The 15,285-nt window shown below is 45.8% G+C and carries 14 protein-coding genes; 8 read left to right on the top strand and 6 right to left on the bottom strand.

Going from position 1 to position 15,285, the window contains the following annotated elements:
- Positions 1-619: 619 nt before the first annotated feature.
- Complete coding sequence (locus EMM73_RS16465; RefSeq protein WP_127687900.1) at positions 620-907, top strand: hypothetical protein; 288 nt, start codon at positions 620-622, stop codon at positions 905-907.
- A 47-nt stretch (positions 908-954) separates the two neighbouring features.
- Here EMM73_RS16465 and EMM73_RS16460 read toward each other — a convergent pair whose 3' ends face one another.
- Together EMM73_RS16460 and nfuA are read right to left on the bottom strand one after the other, a co-directional pair.
- Positions 955-1,962, bottom strand: a complete 1,008-nt coding sequence (locus tag EMM73_RS16460; protein ID WP_127687899.1) for a polysaccharide deacetylase family protein — start codon at positions 1,960-1,962, stop codon at positions 955-957.
- A 72-nt stretch (positions 1,963-2,034) separates the two neighbouring features.
- Entirely contained in the window at positions 2,035-2,613 is a 579-nt protein-coding gene (nfuA, locus tag EMM73_RS16455; protein WP_127687898.1) for a Fe-S biogenesis protein NfuA, read from the bottom strand.
- A 126-nt stretch (positions 2,614-2,739) separates the two neighbouring features.
- On the opposite strand from nfuA, the gene EMM73_RS16450 reads away from it, so the two are divergent.
- A complete protein-coding gene (locus EMM73_RS16450) occupies positions 2,740-5,292 on the top strand; it encodes a M14 family zinc carboxypeptidase (protein ID WP_127687897.1) in 2,553 nt (850 codons plus the stop codon).
- Here the strand turns inward: EMM73_RS16450 and EMM73_RS16445 are convergent.
- Positions 5,289-5,990, bottom strand: coding sequence for a ComF family protein (locus EMM73_RS16445; protein ID WP_186435265.1), 702 nt, complete (start codon positions 5,988-5,990; stop codon positions 5,289-5,291). The genes EMM73_RS16450 and EMM73_RS16445 overlap by 4 nt on opposite strands.
- Positions 5,991-6,044: 54 nt before the next feature.
- On the opposite strand from EMM73_RS16445, the gene bioH reads away from it, so the two are divergent.
- The 3 genes from bioH (at position 6,045) to EMM73_RS16430 (ending at position 8,094) form a co-directional block, all read left to right on the top strand.
- Positions 6,045-6,800: a pimeloyl-ACP methyl ester esterase BioH gene (bioH, locus tag EMM73_RS16440; protein ID WP_127687895.1), complete on the top strand. Its 756-nt coding sequence runs from the start codon at positions 6,045-6,047 to the stop codon at positions 6,798-6,800.
- A gap of 127 nt (positions 6,801-6,927) precedes the next feature.
- Entirely contained in the window at positions 6,928-7,197 is a 270-nt protein-coding gene (locus tag EMM73_RS16435; RefSeq protein ID WP_127687894.1) for an excinuclease ATPase subunit, read from the top strand.
- Positions 7,198-7,206: 9 nt separating this feature from the next.
- Positions 7,207-8,094 carry a putative metalloprotease CJM1_0395 family protein gene (locus EMM73_RS16430; protein WP_127687893.1) on the top strand — a complete coding sequence of 296 codons (888 nt, stop codon included), beginning with the start codon at positions 7,207-7,209 and terminating at the stop codon, positions 8,092-8,094.
- A 62-nt stretch (positions 8,095-8,156) separates the two neighbouring features.
- Here the strand turns inward: EMM73_RS16430 and EMM73_RS16425 are convergent, their stop codons facing one another.
- From EMM73_RS16425 to greB, 3 genes are all read right to left on the bottom strand, one after another.
- A complete protein-coding gene (locus tag EMM73_RS16425; protein WP_127687892.1) occupies positions 8,157-10,475 on the bottom strand; it encodes a Tex family protein in 2,319 nt (772 codons plus the stop codon).
- A 121-nt stretch (positions 10,476-10,596) separates the two neighbouring features.
- Entirely contained in the window at positions 10,597-11,961 is a 1,365-nt protein-coding gene (locus tag EMM73_RS16420) for an aldehyde dehydrogenase family protein (RefSeq protein ID WP_127687891.1), read from the bottom strand.
- A gap of 8 nt (positions 11,962-11,969) precedes the next feature.
- Positions 11,970-12,455 (bottom strand): transcription elongation factor GreB, encoded by a 486-nt coding sequence (greB, locus tag EMM73_RS16415; protein WP_127687890.1) that lies wholly within the window; start codon positions 12,453-12,455, stop codon positions 11,970-11,972.
- A gap of 301 nt (positions 12,456-12,756) precedes the next feature.
- Between greB and EMM73_RS16410 the strand changes: the two genes are divergently transcribed.
- The 3 genes from EMM73_RS16410 (at position 12,757) to envZ (ending at position 15,111) form a co-directional block, all read left to right on the top strand.
- Positions 12,757-12,960 (top strand): hypothetical protein, encoded by a 204-nt coding sequence (locus tag EMM73_RS16410; protein WP_127687889.1) that lies wholly within the window; start codon positions 12,757-12,759, stop codon positions 12,958-12,960.
- Positions 12,961-13,068: 108 nt separating this feature from the next.
- Positions 13,069-13,794: an osmolarity response regulator transcription factor OmpR gene (gene ompR / locus EMM73_RS16405; protein ID WP_127687888.1), complete on the top strand. Its 726-nt coding sequence runs from the start codon at positions 13,069-13,071 to the stop codon at positions 13,792-13,794.
- On the top strand, positions 13,795-15,111 hold the full coding sequence (gene envZ, locus EMM73_RS16400; RefSeq protein ID WP_127687887.1) for a two-component system sensor histidine kinase EnvZ: 1,317 nt from the start codon (positions 13,795-13,797) through the stop codon (positions 15,109-15,111).
- Positions 15,112-15,285 lie beyond the last annotated feature (174 nt).

The following is a 15,285-nucleotide window of genomic DNA, read 5'->3' as shown; positions in this document are numbered from 1 at the left end:
TAAGTAGTGACAACTATCCTGCCAGAGCGGGTAATGAAGCCATCATTTAACGATGTGATGTCACACCAGAGATTGCTTTTACTTTTGCTAGCAGCTCCCTCTGTATTGTTATATGCATTATCTGCGCAGGTTGTCCAAGCAAATGAATACATTTCTTTCTTTGCTGGTGTGGTTGGGTTTTTATTTGGTTTTTTGATAGGGGTTCGTGTTGAGAAGTTAGATTATATGAGGAAATGGTATGGTAAGCTGTGTTATTTTTTGCTTGGTTTATTTTTTCCATTAGTTTTTTTTGTAAGGATTCTATCTGCTGATACAGTCTTTCTATATATATTGTACGTATATGGCATATTTTTTCTTATTCTTCATTCATATATGGTAGAGAAAGGTTTAAGGGGCTGAGAAGCAACGGTGCTAAGTTTTAATTCTCGCCCATTGCCCGTTTTGTGGCTGATAGATTTGTTGGCTGTTTTCTATTTTTTTCTTTAAACGCAATGAATTTTAATCAATTATTTTTTTTTGGGTACATACCAAGGGCGTGCATCTGGCGGTGTTTTTTATTGCGCACTGAGGGAAATCTTCGGGGCAGGGATTTTAAAAACTGGCTTAAGAAGGAATAAATGTGCAGTATAAAAGTAATAGTTTCTCTTTGGTTGGTAAGACTGCCGTGACAACTGCGATTAAGAAAGTGATGTTTCTTCTTGTTGTGGCATTTATTTCATTTTTCTATTCATATTTTGTATTTAAGCTCGCTATATACTTTGATGTAGACATTGATACGCCAGTAAGAGCGTTGGATGGATACACTTGGATTTTTATTATTGGATTACAAATATTTTTTATTGTTCCTCTTTTATTTTTCATAGGCTTGAGGTTTTTACAGTATCTTTTCAATAAGTTTGATTTATAACCAATCAAATACCAAAGGTCGCGCTCGTAAAGGCTCCCTTAAAACCACTACTCCATCACCCAAGGCTGGGAATACCAGTAGAAATAGCCTTTTTTCGTTAATGAAGGTGCTGTGCAGTTATAGCGTTTATGGCTGGTTTTTAGCTTTTGGCCAGCCTGAGTGCTAAAGGTGTCTGGTTTTAACCAGCTGACTTTAATAGGCTCACCATTGCTAAAGCAGTTTAGCTGGCTGGTTTTAAAATCTGAACTGTCTATTTGCAGAGTTAAAGTAGGTGGATTCGGGCCTTTCACCGGATCGGCTGCTATATAGTTTTTGACTGGCAAAGCCAGAGTTTTTAACTTAGGTATAAAGTGTTTTAAGGCTGCATACTGACTGGAAGACGGATAACGCGGCAGGCGGGTCATCAGGCTGTTCAGGCCCACGGCGCCGGATTGTTGGCCTATGCCAATAAAGCCCAGCTCTTTGACCATCTGCTCCAGCTCAACACTAAATTCGCCATAAGGGTAAGCCAACCATTTATGCTTGATGCCTAATTGCTGCTCCAGCTGAGTTTGTGCCAGCAAAATATCGGTTTTCACCCTTTTCAGCCACTGCGCTTTGCTTTCGCCTTTATTCGGAGCTGCCAGATGGTCATGGTAGGAACTGTGGTTGGCAATAATAACACCGTCTTTTTGCAGCTGTTTGATTTGCTGCCAGCTCATCACTGGGCCTTCTTTGCGGTCTATTAAAGCCGGGCTTAAAAACACCGTATAAGGAAATTCAAATTCCTGCAAAATCGGGTGGGCCTGCAAATAGATATTATCAAAACCATCGTCAAAAGTGATCACTACGGCATTGTCGGCCGGCTCTTTGCCGTTTTGAAGCTGCTCTAACAAGGTATCCAGCCCAATCACCTGATAGTTGTGGTCTTTCAAATACTGCAAATGAGTGCGGAATTCTTGCGGTGTCACGCTGGTGGAGCGGGGAGTCTGAGTGCTGACATGGTGGTACTGCAAAATAATAGCTGCGTAGCTTGGGAAGCTCAGTAAAACCAACAAACAGGCCAGCAATTTCATTTGTGAACTCCTTTTGAATCAATACAATAAAGGCCACATCAAGTGGCCTCTGTATTTCATAGATAGCATAAATCAGTAATAAGAATGCTCACCGCGTTGGTGGTCAGTTACATCACGTACTGCAGTTAATTCACCGGCAAAACGTTGCAGCAGTTCTTTTTCGATACCTTCTTTTAAGGTTAAATCGACTTGAGAGCAACCATTACAACCACCGCCAAATTGCAGTACTGCAACACCATCGTCAGTCAGTTCTACCACTGAAACACGACCGCCATGGTTGGCTAATTGCGGGTTAATTTCCGCATCTATCACGTATTGCACTTTTTCCTTCAGCGAAGCGTCGTCGTTCACCTTACGCACCTTGGCGTTGGGCGCTTTTAATGTCAGCTGAGAACCCATCTGATCGGTAACAAAATCAATTTCAGCGTCGACTAAAAAAGGTTTGCTTTCGGCATCTACTATCGCCATAAAGCCTTCAAATGGCAGCTGTAAATCTGTGCTTTCTACCGCATCGGCAGGGCAGTAAGATACGCCACATTCCGCAGAAACAGTGCCCGGGTTGACCACAAAAACACGGATATGAGTACCGGCGGCCTGTTTGTCCAGCAGTTTACGAAAATGGCTCTGCGCCTGTTCAGAAATGGTAATCATCGGTAGTACCTGACTAAATTACTAGGTTAATGGCTATGATACTCTGACTTGCTGTGCCTTGCCAGCCCCCGCTTGTCGGGCCTGACTTTTTATTGTTAAGGTAGCGGCCAGAAAGGGAGACAAACAATGTACAAAATAACAACTATCATCAGTGCTTTAGTATTGGGATTGTGCAGCCAATTCTCAATGGCGGCCCCCCAAAGCCCGCAACAATTTTTTGGCTATCCTTTGGGCGAATGGCATTTGCGCCATGATCAAATTCAAATGTATTTCCAGCAACTGGCCACAGCGTCAGATAAAGCCCAACTGGAAGTTATAGGTTATACCCACGAACAGAAACCTGTATTGCAGCTTATTGTGTCGTCTGCTGAAAACTTAAAAAAGCTGGAACAAATCCGCCTACAGCATCTGGCTCAGTTATCTACAGGTACTGAACTGGCAAATGATTTGCCACTGATTGTCTGGCTGGGTTATGGCGTACATGGCAATGAATCCAGCGGCCCTAATGCTTCAGTGCAGCTTGCCCATCATTTACTGACAAGCACAGATGCCGAAGTACAAGACTGGCTGAAAAATACAGTGATCCTAATCCAGCCCAGCTTAAACCCGGATGGTTTAGATCGTTTTGCCCATTGGGCCAATATGCACAAAGGCAAAGCGCCTGTAGCCGATCCACAAAGCCGAGAGCATATAGAACCCTGGCCGAATGGCCGTCCTAATCATTATTGGTTTGATTTAAACCGGGATTGGTTGCCACTGGAGCACCCGGAAAGCCAGGCCCGCATCAGCCAGTTTTATAAATGGCGTCCGGCCGTGGTGGGCGATTTTCATGAGATGGGGCCTAACACCACCTTTTTCTTTCAACCCGGTATTCCGACCCGTACTTATCCTTTAACGCCAAAAGCCAATCAGCAATTGACCGCCAAAATTGCCGATTACCACGCCGCAGCTTTGGATAAAAAAGGCCGCTTGTACTACACCGAAGAAAGCTTTGATGATTTTTATGTAGGTAAAGGCTCTACGTACCCTGACGTCAATGCCAGTGTGGGGATTTTATTTGAACAGGCCAGTAGTCGTGGTCACCTGCAAGACAGTATCAATGGCCCTTTGGCTTTTAGTAAAACCATTGAAAATCAATATATTGTATCGCTATCGACCTTGCGCGGTGCAGTAGCACAAAAAAAGGCGCTGCAAAGCTATCAGAAAGCTTTCGTAGTAGAGTCAGAGCGCCTTGCTGCAGAAGAGTCTGTTGCGGGTTATGTGATTGCTGAGACTGACGACAAAACCAGATTAGCCAGTTTGTTAAACTTATTAAAACAGCACCAGATCAAAGCTTACCCCATCAATGAACGCTGGCAGCATAAAGGCCAGACCTACCAAAAAGGTCAGGCTTATTACATTCCGCTGCAACAGAGCCAGTATCTGTTATTAAAAGCGGCGTTTAGCACCCAAACTAACTTCCAGGACAATACTTTTTATGACGTTTCTGCCTGGACCTTACCTTATGCTTTTAATATTGAATTCAGTACCGTAGCGCGCAAACCTGCTGGTGTAGCAAATGAGCCATGGCTGCCTCAAGCTGAAATGGCGCTGATGCCATCCGCCGGTGCCTATGCTTACGCTTTTGACTGGAGCGATCAAAAGGCACCTCTGTTAACGCAAGCGCTGTTAGAGCAAGGCTTGGTTTTACGTGCAGCCAGTAAAGCCTTTTTCGCCAAAACTGCGGATGGTGAACAGGCTTTTAGTGCCGGAGCTATTGTCATTGCTGCTGGCTTGCAACAACACAACAACTGGTTTGAACGACTGGGTAAAGCCCAGCAGCGGGTGGGTTTAAGTATCACAGCTTTAACTTCTGGTTTAACGACTAAGGGGCAAGATTTAGGCAGCAATGGTTTTGTGCCTGTCACTAAGCCGAGTGTATTGTTGGTGGCCGGTCCTGATGTGAATTCTACCGAAGCCGGTGAAGTCTGGTTTAATCTGGAAAAACTGGCGGGCATTTCCCCTAGCCTGATTGAACCTCAGCGTTTAGGCCGGGTCGATTTATCCCGTTACACTCATATTATTTTGCCGGACGGCAGCTACAACAGCCTGCAGCAAAAAGAGCAACAACAGCTCAATCAGTGGGCGAAACAAGGTGGTGTATTGTGGGGACATAAAGGCGGAGCTGCTTTGTTGGTGCGCGCAGGTTTACTAAAAGCAAAAGCCTGGACGCCGGCTGATATGGCGATGCTGATTTCAGATCAACAATTAAGTTATGCCGATAAAGAGAGTCTGGCTGGTCAGCGCCGTATTGCCGGTGCTATTTACCAGACTGAACTGGATTTAACTCATCCTTTAACTTTTGGTATCAACCGCAAAGACTTAGCTGTGTTTAAAAATGGCACCTTTTTACTAGCTCCCAGTGAAGACCCATTTATCAATGTGGCTTTGTATACAGAGAAGCCTCAACTGGCTGGTTACACAGCGCCTGAATACGTTAGTCGTATTGCAGATGGTGCTGCATTAATGGCGCATAATCATGGCAATGGCCGGGTTATTGCGATGACAGATAATCCGGTGTTCCGTGGTTATTTTGTCGGCTCCAGCCGCTTATTAGTGAATGCTATGTATTTTGGCAAAATGTTCAGTGCTGAATCGTCCGATGGTGAAGGCGAAGAGGCCGACGAAGAAGCCCACTAAAGTACCCTGGTAATAGCTAGAGTCCAGACACTGACAGTCTGGACTCCTTTGGCTTTTAACAAAGCGCTCAGATAATCCAAAGTGGCTCCTGTGGTGATCACATCATCCACCAGTACGACGTGACTGGGTAATAGACCTTCCTTCAGTTGAATTTTTCCTTTTAAATTATCCAGTCGTTGTCTGCGGTTTAATCCTATTTGATGAGGCACTAAATCCGGACTTTGAAATAAGCTGACACAAGGCTTTTGCCAGGCTGTTGCCAATTGTTGCGCCAGTAATTTTGCCTGATTAAAGCCCCTTTCCCTTAACCGTTGAATTGAGACTGGTGTATAGCTGATGCAATCCGGCAAATCTCCACCTTGCTGTTGAAATAGCAGCGCATGTTGATAAAACAACTGACACAACAGTTCACCAGCGGCATGCTGTTGCTGAAACTTCCAACTGCTGATCCAGTGCCTGTAAGGCTGCTTGTACCAGCTCAGGCTATACAGTCTGTCAAACTTCACTCTGGGCAAACCTTTGGCAACATCAGGCAATAACAAAGCATTGTGATCCACCCAGCTTAAATCCAACTGGGGTAAATGGCTGTGGCAATAGTCACAAAGCTGAGTTTGTGGTTGCTGCACCTGCATCTGGCACCATAAACAACAATTAGGTGCCAAAAGATGCATCAGTTGCTGCATCAAAGTTGCTTGCATCTGCATCCCTGCTTTGCTAAAAGGCCAGACATAACAACAAGTATGGTCGGGCAGATGGGCGAGCAAATAAAATTTAATCAAAATCCAGTGGTGTTATTACATGGCTGGGGTTTAAACCACCAGGTGTGGTCTCAGCTGTTGCAGGCATTACCACAAGAGCTTGATATTTATACGCCAGATTTACCAGGCTTTGGTCTGTCACCTTGCCCTGCCTCTTATGATATCGACAGTGTTTTAGCTGTGTTGGCTGAGCAAATTCCGGATCAAAGTATGGTGATAGGTTGGTCTTTAGGCGGTTTACTGGCTATAGCCTTAGCCGGCAGATACCCGCATAAAGTGAGCGCACTGGGTTTAATTGCCAGTTCACCCTGTTTTATGGCCAAAGATAACTGGCCTGGTATGCAAAGCAAAGTGATGCAGCAGTTTGCCGGGCATTTACAGCAGGATCTGGCGTTGACAGTAGAGCGTTTTTTAGCCATTCAGGCGATGGGTAGCAGCACAGCCCGTCAGGATATTAAACTATTGAAGCAGGCTGTATTGAGCCTGCCCCTGCCTTCAGCTATGGCTTTACAAGGTGGCTTGGAATTATTAGCGAGTTTAGATTTGCGGCAGGAATTTGCCGCCTTAACTCAGTCTGTTTTTATTATTTTGGGCCGTTTAGACTCTTTGGTGCCTGTTGCTATAGCGCCTTTACTCCAAAGTTTGCGACCTGAACTGCGGGTAGAGATAGTGCAAAAAGCCTCGCACGCGCCTTTTATTTCTCACCAGGACGAGTTTATTTCCCTTTTATCTCGTTATTTATCCGTCTAATACCCCTTTAAATAAGCAAAAACTGTACTTTGGCGGCAAATATTTGCCGCCGAGCTTTCGTTTCTGCAAAAAATGGCTAATAATTACCCAGTTAAATAAGTCAGTTTAATTAGTCAATGAGGTCATGATGGAAATCAGTTCTGCCTTTGCGAGCGGTTTTCAGGGCTTTCAGCGTGCATCTAACGCTGTGACTGAAGCAACCGTTAACATAAACCAGCAAGCAGCTCAAAGCAGCAACCAACGGACACTAGAAACTCCGATTGAGCCAACTTTAGGCCCATCGATAGAGCAAAGTTTGGTGACCTTAGGTAATGAACAAATTAACGCTGAAGCCAATCTAAAGTCGGTAAAAACTGCTGACGAGATGTTGGGTTCCATTATTGATTTAAGGGTGTAAAAGGCTTCTATGTTACTCACTTCGAATTATCCAAATGTGCCATTGCACACTGGTAATCCGGCCATGGATATGGCGCGGCGAGATAACTTGCGCCGTGAAGTGATTGAACCTGTGGCCGCTATGGAGCGATCTGCAGCTGAAAAAGGCCTGATGGCTGATGAAAAAAGCCGCAACGGTAATAGTGTGGCGCCATCCACTTATGAAGATGTTAAAACTAAAGGTCTGGAATATCGCCAGGCTGTAGTAGAAAAAGATCCACAATCTGATTCGCAACAAGATCAACAAAGTGCCGCTGATCAGGAAAAAGACGACCCACAGCAGCAAAAAGACGATCAGGCTGAGCAAAAACGTATTGCTGAATTAAAAGCCCGAGATCGGGAAGTTAAAATTCATGAACAGGCGCATGCTGCTATTGGTGGGCAATTTGCCAGTGCGCCAAGTTACGAATACGAGACGGGGCCAGACGGCCAACAGTATGCAGTAGGGGGCGAGGTTCGGATCGATATCTCTGAAATTCCAAATGATCCACGGGCTACTATCCAAAAAATGCAGCAAGTGAAAGCTGCCGCTTTGGCACCTGCTGAACCTTCGGGTGCAGATCGCTCTGTTGCAGCACAAGCCAGCCGGACTTTAATGGAAGCTCAGGCTGAGTTGACCGCAGAGATTGCAGAAATGGTCAGAACCCGCTCAGAGCAGGGATCGCAAAGCTCAGTTCTATCAGATTCCGAATGGGAGCCGTTCGAAGCTTTGACGAACAATGAAGCCAATGATTTTGCTGTGCCTCAGTTTGAATCTTTGCAACGCGATGCGTTGATGACTTTAAGATCGGACGTGATTTCAGATTTTTATGCTAAAGCCACAAAGCCTGCTGAGCGGCCTTTATTGCAAATGGCCTAGTTTAAAGCTCAAACAAAAAAGGCCGGGAATTCCCGGCCTTATTTTTTTATTCAGAAAGGTAATTACTTTTTAAACTTGGCAAAAGCCTGAGCAAAAGCATCACCCATAGCTGCATTCGGCACTTCAGCTGTTTTAGCTGGCTTAGCAGCTTTAGATTGAGAAGAGCCAGAACGTGAGGCTTCTTTACCGGCACCACCAGCGCTTTTCACCGCAGGTTGTTCGTCCATTCGCATGGTTAGAGCTATACGTTTACGGTCCAGTTCTACTTCCAGTACTTTAACTTTGACAATATCACCTGCTTTAACCACTTGGTGCGGATCTGAAACAAACTTGTCGGTTAAAGAGGAAATATGCACTAAGCCATCCTGATGCACACCTATATCAACAAAAGCGCCAAAGTTAGTGACGTTGGTGACTACCCCTTCCAATAACATACCCGGCTTTAAATCCGCCATGGTTTCAACGCCTTCTTTAAACGCAGCTGTTTTAAACTCAGGGCGTGGGTCGCGGCCCGGCTTATCCAGTTCTTTAATGACGTCTTCTACTGTAGGTAAACCAAAGTGTTCATCGATAAATTCTGCCGGGTTCAGACCCTTTAAGAAAGCACTGTTGCCAAGCAATTGTTCGATCGGCTGGCCAAATTTCGCCAGAATTTTTTCTACCAAAGGATAAGCTTCAGGGTGAACAGAAGACGAATCCAGCGGGTCAGTCCCTTTATTAATACGCAGGAAACCTGCGGCCTGTTCATAGGCTTTAGGGCCTAACCTTGCTACTTTCAGCAAATCTTTGCGCTGCTGAAAACGACCGTGTGTATCACGGTAGACCACAATGTTTTGCGCCAGCGTTTTGTTTAAACCCGCCACACGAGCCAATAAAGGCACTGAAGCCATATTTAAATCCACACCTACGGCGTTTACACAGTCTTCGACTACGGCGTCTAATGACTTCGCCAGCAGGCTTTGGTTAACATCGTGCTGATACTGACCCACACCTATAGCTTTAGGCTCCACTTTTACCAGCTCGGCCAGCGGGTCTTGTAAACGACGGCCTATAGACACAGCGCCACGTAAGGACACATCCAGATCCGGGAATTCCTGAGAAGCCAGCTCAGAGGCTGAATACACCGAGGCGCCAGCTTCAGACACCATAATTTTGCTGATGTTTTGTTCTGGCAGCAGTTTGATCACATCGGCCGCTAATTTATCGGTTTCCCGCGACGCTGTACCGTTACCAATAGCAATCAGCTCAATCTTATGTTGTTTGGCTAAAGCGGCTAAAGTGCGGACTGATTTGTCCCAGTGATTTTGTGGCGCATGCGGGAATATAGTGGTTTGATCCACCAGCTTGCCGGTTTCATCAATAGCCGTCACTTTCACACCAGTGCGTAAACCAGGGTCCAGCGCCAATGTTGCGCGCATACCGGCAGGAGCCGCCATTAATAAATCTTTTAAGTTACGGGCAAACACTTTAATGGCTTCTTCTTCAGCCTGTTCACGTAGCTCGCCTAATAAATCGTTTTCTAAATGCAGGTGTAACTTTACTTTCCAGGTCCATTGCACTGCGGTGCGCAGGAAGTCGTCTGCAGCGCGGCCCTGCTGGCGCAGGTCAAAGTGATTGGCAATCATCTGCTCACACACCGCATGGGCCGAAGCATCGTCCGAATCGGGTTGTAATTGCAGATTTAAAATGCCTTCATTGCGACCACGGAACATCGCCAGAGCGCGGTGCGAAGGCACAGTTTTTAAGGCTTCTTTATGTTCAAAATAATCGCGGAATTTAGCGCCTTCCTGCTCTTTGCCTGCCACCATAGTACTTTTCAGTACAGCGTTCTGGCTTAAATGACGACGTAATTTCGCCAGCAAAGCAGCATCTTCAGCAAAACGTTCCATCAGAATGTATTTCACGCCATCCAGCACAGCTTTGCTGTCAGCGAAACCCGCTTCGGCATTGAAGTAGTTGGCGGCTTGTTGTTCAGGCACTAAAGTTGGGTCGTTGAATAACGCGTTTGCCAAAGGCTCTAAACCTGCTTCAATTGCAATCTGGCCTTTAGTGCGGCGTTTGGCTTTGTAAGGCAAATACAAGTCTTCTAAGCGGGTTTTGTTGTCCGCTGCCAATAATTCCTGCTTTAGTTCCGGAGTTAGCTTGCCTTGTTCGTCTATGGTTTTGATAATCACCTGACGCCTGTCTTCCAACTCACGCAAATAAGTTAAACGTACATCCAGGTTACGCAGCTGGGTGTCGTCCAGGCCTCCTGTCACTTCTTTACGGTAACGGGCGATAAAAGGCACTGTCGCACCTTCATCCATCAGTTGAATAGCAGCGGCAACCTGCTCAGGGCGAGCTGAGATTTCCAGAGCAATTTGTTTAATGATCATAGACATAACTTAAAGCTTCCTTAGCAGCTGGCGGCTTTACCTGAAGTAAAAGCCAGACTGGTTCTTATCAATTACGGCAATTGTCCACTGTTAGGGCCAAAAAATCCAATAGCAAAACGCCGAGCGCTTAACTTAGCCAGCCCAACACCTTACGTTTCCACTCTGCATAAGGGGCAAAACGCACTGGTGGTTCAGGCCAAAGTGGCCGTTTTAGTACAGACTTTAAATGACTGAACTGCTCAAAACCTGCTTTGCCTGAATATTGACCCATGCCACTTGGGCCTACACCACCAAAAGGCAGCTCCGACACCGCCATAAACATCAGTACATCATTAATGCACTGACTACCGCTGCTGATCTGTTCTACCCACTGCTGTTGTTGAGAGCTGTTATTGCTGAACAAATAAGCAGACAGCGGCTTGTCGCGTTTTTGTACAAAACGCACTGCAGCATCAAAGCCGCTGACGGATAGTACTGGCAATACAGGACCAAAAATTTCTTCTGTCATCAGGCGGCTGTCAAATGAAGGGTTCAACACCAATGTGGGGCTGAAATACAGCTGCTCTGCATCTACAGTGCCACCACAATAGACTTCAATACCATCAAGGTAACTCTGTATACGCTGCAAGTGACGTTGATTAATAATGCGGCCATAATCTGGGCTGAGTTTAGGATCGCTGCCATACATGTGTAGCAACTGAGAATGAATTTCTTGCAGCAGAGGCTCGGTGATGTCTTTGTGTGCCAGAATATAATCCGGTGCTATACAGGTTTGGCCTGCGTTCAGCCATTTACCCCAGGCAATGCGCTGGGCCGTCAGTTTTAAATCTGCACTGCTGTCGACATAAACCGGGCTTTTGCCTCCTAACTCTAAAGTCACTGGTGTTAAATGTTCAGCGGCGGCACGCAGCACAATTTTGCCGACCTGGCCGTTTCCAGTGTACATAATATGATCAAAAGGCAGTTTCAACAGTTCTGTAGTTTCAGGTACGCCACCTTCGATTACCACCACAGCTTCTTTGTCCAAATACAAAGGTAGCAAACGGGCCATAATGGCCGATGTCGCAGGCGCTAATTCAGAGGGTTTCAGCACAGCGCAATTGCCAGCTGATAGCACGGCTACTAAAGGGGCTAACGCCAGCTGCAGCGGGTAGTTCCAGGCACTTATAATAAGTACAGAGCCATAAGGCTCAGGTTGCACAAATGCTATTGAAGGAAAGGTACGTAAGCCCGTACTAACCCGGCGTGGTTTCGCCCAACTGTTTAGTTTTTTCAGGCAGTGTTTAATATCGCTATGCAGGTAGTTTATTTCACTTAACAATGCTTCAAAAGCTGGTTTGGCTAAGTCCTGTTGCAACGCCTGCAATAACTCAGCTTCGTGTGTTGTCAGTAACAACTGCAGTTGTTTTAACTGCTGCTTGCGCCAATAGAGGCTTTTAGTCACGCCGCTGGCAAAAAACTCTTGTTGTTGACTTAATAATTCTTGATACATAGCACACCTTAGCCTTTGGCTTGTGGATACCAGATGTTGTTAATCCACCATTCTTTGATGCCGGTGGGAGTGGGCACTTGCACTTCATCATCCACTTGTTTTTTGATCAAAGCGCGCGCCATAGGCGCATCGATAGAGATATAGTCATTGCGGCCATAAATTTCATCAGGGCCAACAATGCGAAAAGTAAGTAGCTCTCCTTCGCTATTTTCAATCTCAACCCAGGCGCCAAAAAAAACTCTACCCTTTTGTTCCGGTGAATAATCGACAACTTTAATCACCTCGAGCCTTTTACGTAAGTATCTGACTCTTCTATCTATTTCTCTTAATAGCTTTTTATTGTACTGGTAGTCCGCATTTTCGGATCTATCGCCCAGGCTTGCTGCCCAAGCCACTTTGGCTGTGGTATCCGGGCGTTTTTCCCGCCACAGATGGTTTAGTTCTTGTTGCAAGGTTTCATAACCTTCGCGGGTGATTAACTCTGTTTTACTCATGCTATCCGGTGTTGATCGTAAGAATAAGGATCTCTTTTCTGGTTCGACTTTATAACCATTTAACAGCGAGGAGGAAAGAGAAGCTGATGAATTATCAACAGATAAGCCTGAGACTTAAAAAGTTTAGTTTTTTAATGCAAGGATTGTAGTTAATTAAATCGTTTTTAATTAGAGACTTAATCTTTATTTGAAAAATATCTCTAAACATTTGCTATCTGTCATTTAGGTGTAACAAAAATATGCTAGGCAATTTTGATTGGGCCAACTATAGTAAAAACGTGCTTAACAAAGGAGGCCAACAATGAAAGCAAAATTAACAGGTCTGACAGTCCTTGCTATGGCTTTGGTGATGACAGGGTGCAGCTCAGCTCCTGATTACGCTTATGTGATTGATCAGCAGACCTTAGAAAAACAGGAAAACTCAACTCGTCTGGGTGCTCATACTGGTCATGTAGTGTGGATGAACCCACCACTGCGTAAAGTAGAAAAGGTGCAACCTGAATAAGTTGCCCACAGCAAATCAGACAAACTTTGTAACAACTGAACCCGGCGCATGCCCTCCATGCTCCGGGTTTTTCGTTTATAGTGCTGTTTACTATGCGGAGGGAATTGTATGCTCGGCCAAGAAACAACAAAAATTTTAGTAGTAGATGACGATATGAGATTACGTTCTTTATTAGAACGTTATCTGGTAGAGCAAGGTTATATTGTCCGTACCTCCGCCAACTTCGATCAAATGCAGCGTTTAATGGAACGCGAAAATTTCCATTTAGTGGTGCTGGACCTGATGTTGCCGGGTGAAGATGGCTTGTCTATTTGCCGTAAACTTCGCCAGCAGGAAAACGAAATCCCTATCATTATGCTGACGGCTAAGGGCGATGAAGTGGATCGTATTATTGGTCTGGAAATGGGCGCTGACGATTACCTGCCAAAGCCTTTTAACCCTCGTGAATTACTAGCCCGTATCCGCGCTGTGTTGCGTCGTAAATCCAAAGAGTTACCTGGCGCGCCGGCGGTTGAAGAAAGTCAGGTCAAATTTGGTCCTTTTGTGTTTAATCTGGCAACCCGCGAAATGCGTAAAGGCGATGAACTGATGCCTTTGACCAGTGGTGAGTTTGCTGTACTTAAAGTATTGGTCAGCCATGCCCGTGAACCTTTGTCGCGTGATAAGTTGATGAATATGGCCAGAGGCCGTGATTATTCCGCCATGGAGCGCAGCATAGATGTTCAGGTTTCGCGCTTGCGTCGCATGCTGGAAGACGACCCGACTAACCCTCGTTATATTCAAACTGTCTGGGGTTTGGGTTATGTGTTTGTGCCCGATGGTGCTGTCAGCTAAATGCGATTGTTTCCGCGCAGTGCTTTTGGCCAGACCGTATTTCTGATTGGTATTTTATTGCTGATCAATCAGCTGGTGTCTTATTTATCCGTGGTGTATTACGTGATTAAGCCTAGCTACCAGCAAATTAACCATCTGATCGCTAAGCAAATCAAAGTGGTATTTATCGACGTGGAGCAGAATGAAGTGCTGCTGTCGGAAGAGCTGACCAGAAGATTCCAGCAAGCGACTGGCATAGAAGTCTATACCGATGCGACTGCGCCTTTGCATGGTTTAAACGAAGCCAGTTTTTATCAGTATTTTTCTGAGGAAATGTCACTGGAACTGGGGGGGCCTGCAGAAGTACGTATTGCTCAGCAAAGCAGTTATGCCTTTTGGGTGAAGCCTCCACAAGCACCACAGTATTGGGTCAAAGTGCCTTTAAGTGGCCTGGACGAAACCGATTTCTCTCCGCTGAAGATCTATGTTTTTGTGATCGGTTTTTTAAGTGTGGCTGGCGGCTGGTTATTTGCGCGGCAACTGAACAGACCTTTGCAGGGGTTACAGCAGGCGGCTCTCAAAGTAGGGCGGGGCGAAATGCCAGAGCCTCTGCCTGAACACGGCTCCACCGAAATTATTGCAGTAACTCAGGCCTTTAACCGTATGGCCAAAGGCATAAGTCAACTGGAAAAAGATCGAGCTTTGTTAATGGCTGGGGTGTCGCATGATTTGCGTACACCCTTAACCCGTATTCGCTTGGCCAGCGAGATGGTCAGTGAAGAGGATAGCTGGATCAAAGAGGGTATTGTCAGTGATATCGAAGATATGAACGCTATTATCGACCAGTTCATTGACTACATTCGCCATCACAAAGAAGAAGCTTTATATGAAGAGGATTTAAACCTACTGGTGCAGGAGCAAATCAGCGCTGACCGACTGCAAAAACGCGAAATTATTGCCAACCTGAATGAGCAAATACCGCTGGTGCCGCTGCGCCGTATTGCGATCAAACGTGTGCTGAACAACCTGATAGAAAACGCACTGAAGTATTCTGATGGTGCTATAGAAGTCAGCACAGGTATAGAACGTGCCAGCCGTAAGGTCTATGTGCAGGTGCGGGATCATGGTCCTGGTATTCCTGAGCATGAAATGCAGCGTATGTTTGAGCCTTTTGCCCAAGGGGATATAGCCCGTGGCAGCGGAGGTTCAGGTTTAGGCTTAGCTATTATCAAAAAGATAGTGGATATGCACCATGGTCAAATAAGCATGCATAACCATGCTTATGGTGGCTTGGTAGTGACAGTGTATTTGCCGGTAAATCAAACTAAAACTGCATAAAAATGGCTCCAATGCAGCAATGCCCAGGCCGCCACGCCGTAAACTCATCCTTAGGGGGCAGCGAAGCCTGTTGGTCGGCTTACTCTCACAGANCTTAGGGGGCAGCGAAGCCTGTTGGTCGGCTTACTCTCACAGAGGCTGCTTAGTGCTTTGCCTTTCCTCGCTTTGGGTGGT

The sequence above is a fragment of the Rheinheimera sediminis genome, from assembly GCF_004005375.1.
Taxonomy (GTDB): Bacteria; Pseudomonadota; Gammaproteobacteria; order Enterobacterales; family Alteromonadaceae; genus Pararheinheimera.
Note: the sequence above shows the minus strand (reverse complement) of the source record. Positions and strands in the feature narration are given on the sequence as shown.

Bases quoted from the DNA above. Each gene is read 5' to 3' on its own strand.
- EMM73_RS16460 (WP_127687899.1), bottom strand. From the start codon at position 1,962: ATGAAATTGCTGGCCTGTTTGTTGGTTTTACTGAGCTTCCCAAGCTAC.
- nfuA (WP_127687898.1), bottom strand. From the start codon at position 2,613: ATGATTACCATTTCTGAACAGGCGCAGAGCCATTTTCGTAAACTGCTG.
- EMM73_RS16450 (WP_127687897.1), top strand. From the start codon at position 2,740: ATGTACAAAATAACAACTATCATCAGTGCTTTAGTATTGGGATTGTGC.
- EMM73_RS16445 (WP_186435265.1), bottom strand. From the start codon at position 5,990: ATGCAAGCAACTTTGATGCAGCAACTGATGCATCTTTTGGCACCTAAT.
- bioH (WP_127687895.1), top strand. From the start codon at position 6,045: ATGGGCGAGCAAATAAAATTTAATCAAAATCCAGTGGTGTTATTACAT.
- EMM73_RS16435 (WP_127687894.1), top strand. From the start codon at position 6,928: ATGGAAATCAGTTCTGCCTTTGCGAGCGGTTTTCAGGGCTTTCAGCGT.
- EMM73_RS16430 (WP_127687893.1), top strand. From the start codon at position 7,207: ATGTTACTCACTTCGAATTATCCAAATGTGCCATTGCACACTGGTAAT.
- EMM73_RS16425 (WP_127687892.1), bottom strand. From the start codon at position 10,475: ATGTCTATGATCATTAAACAAATTGCTCTGGAAATCTCAGCTCGCCCT.
- EMM73_RS16420 (WP_127687891.1), bottom strand. From the start codon at position 11,961: ATGTATCAAGAATTATTAAGTCAACAACAAGAGTTTTTTGCCAGCGGC.
- greB (WP_127687890.1), bottom strand. From the start codon at position 12,455: ATGAGTAAAACAGAGTTAATCACCCGCGAAGGTTATGAAACCTTGCAA.
- EMM73_RS16410 (WP_127687889.1), top strand. From the start codon at position 12,757: ATGAAAGCAAAATTAACAGGTCTGACAGTCCTTGCTATGGCTTTGGTG.
- ompR (WP_127687888.1), top strand. From the start codon at position 13,069: ATGCTCGGCCAAGAAACAACAAAAATTTTAGTAGTAGATGACGATATG.
- envZ (WP_127687887.1), top strand. From the start codon at position 13,795: ATGCGATTGTTTCCGCGCAGTGCTTTTGGCCAGACCGTATTTCTGATT.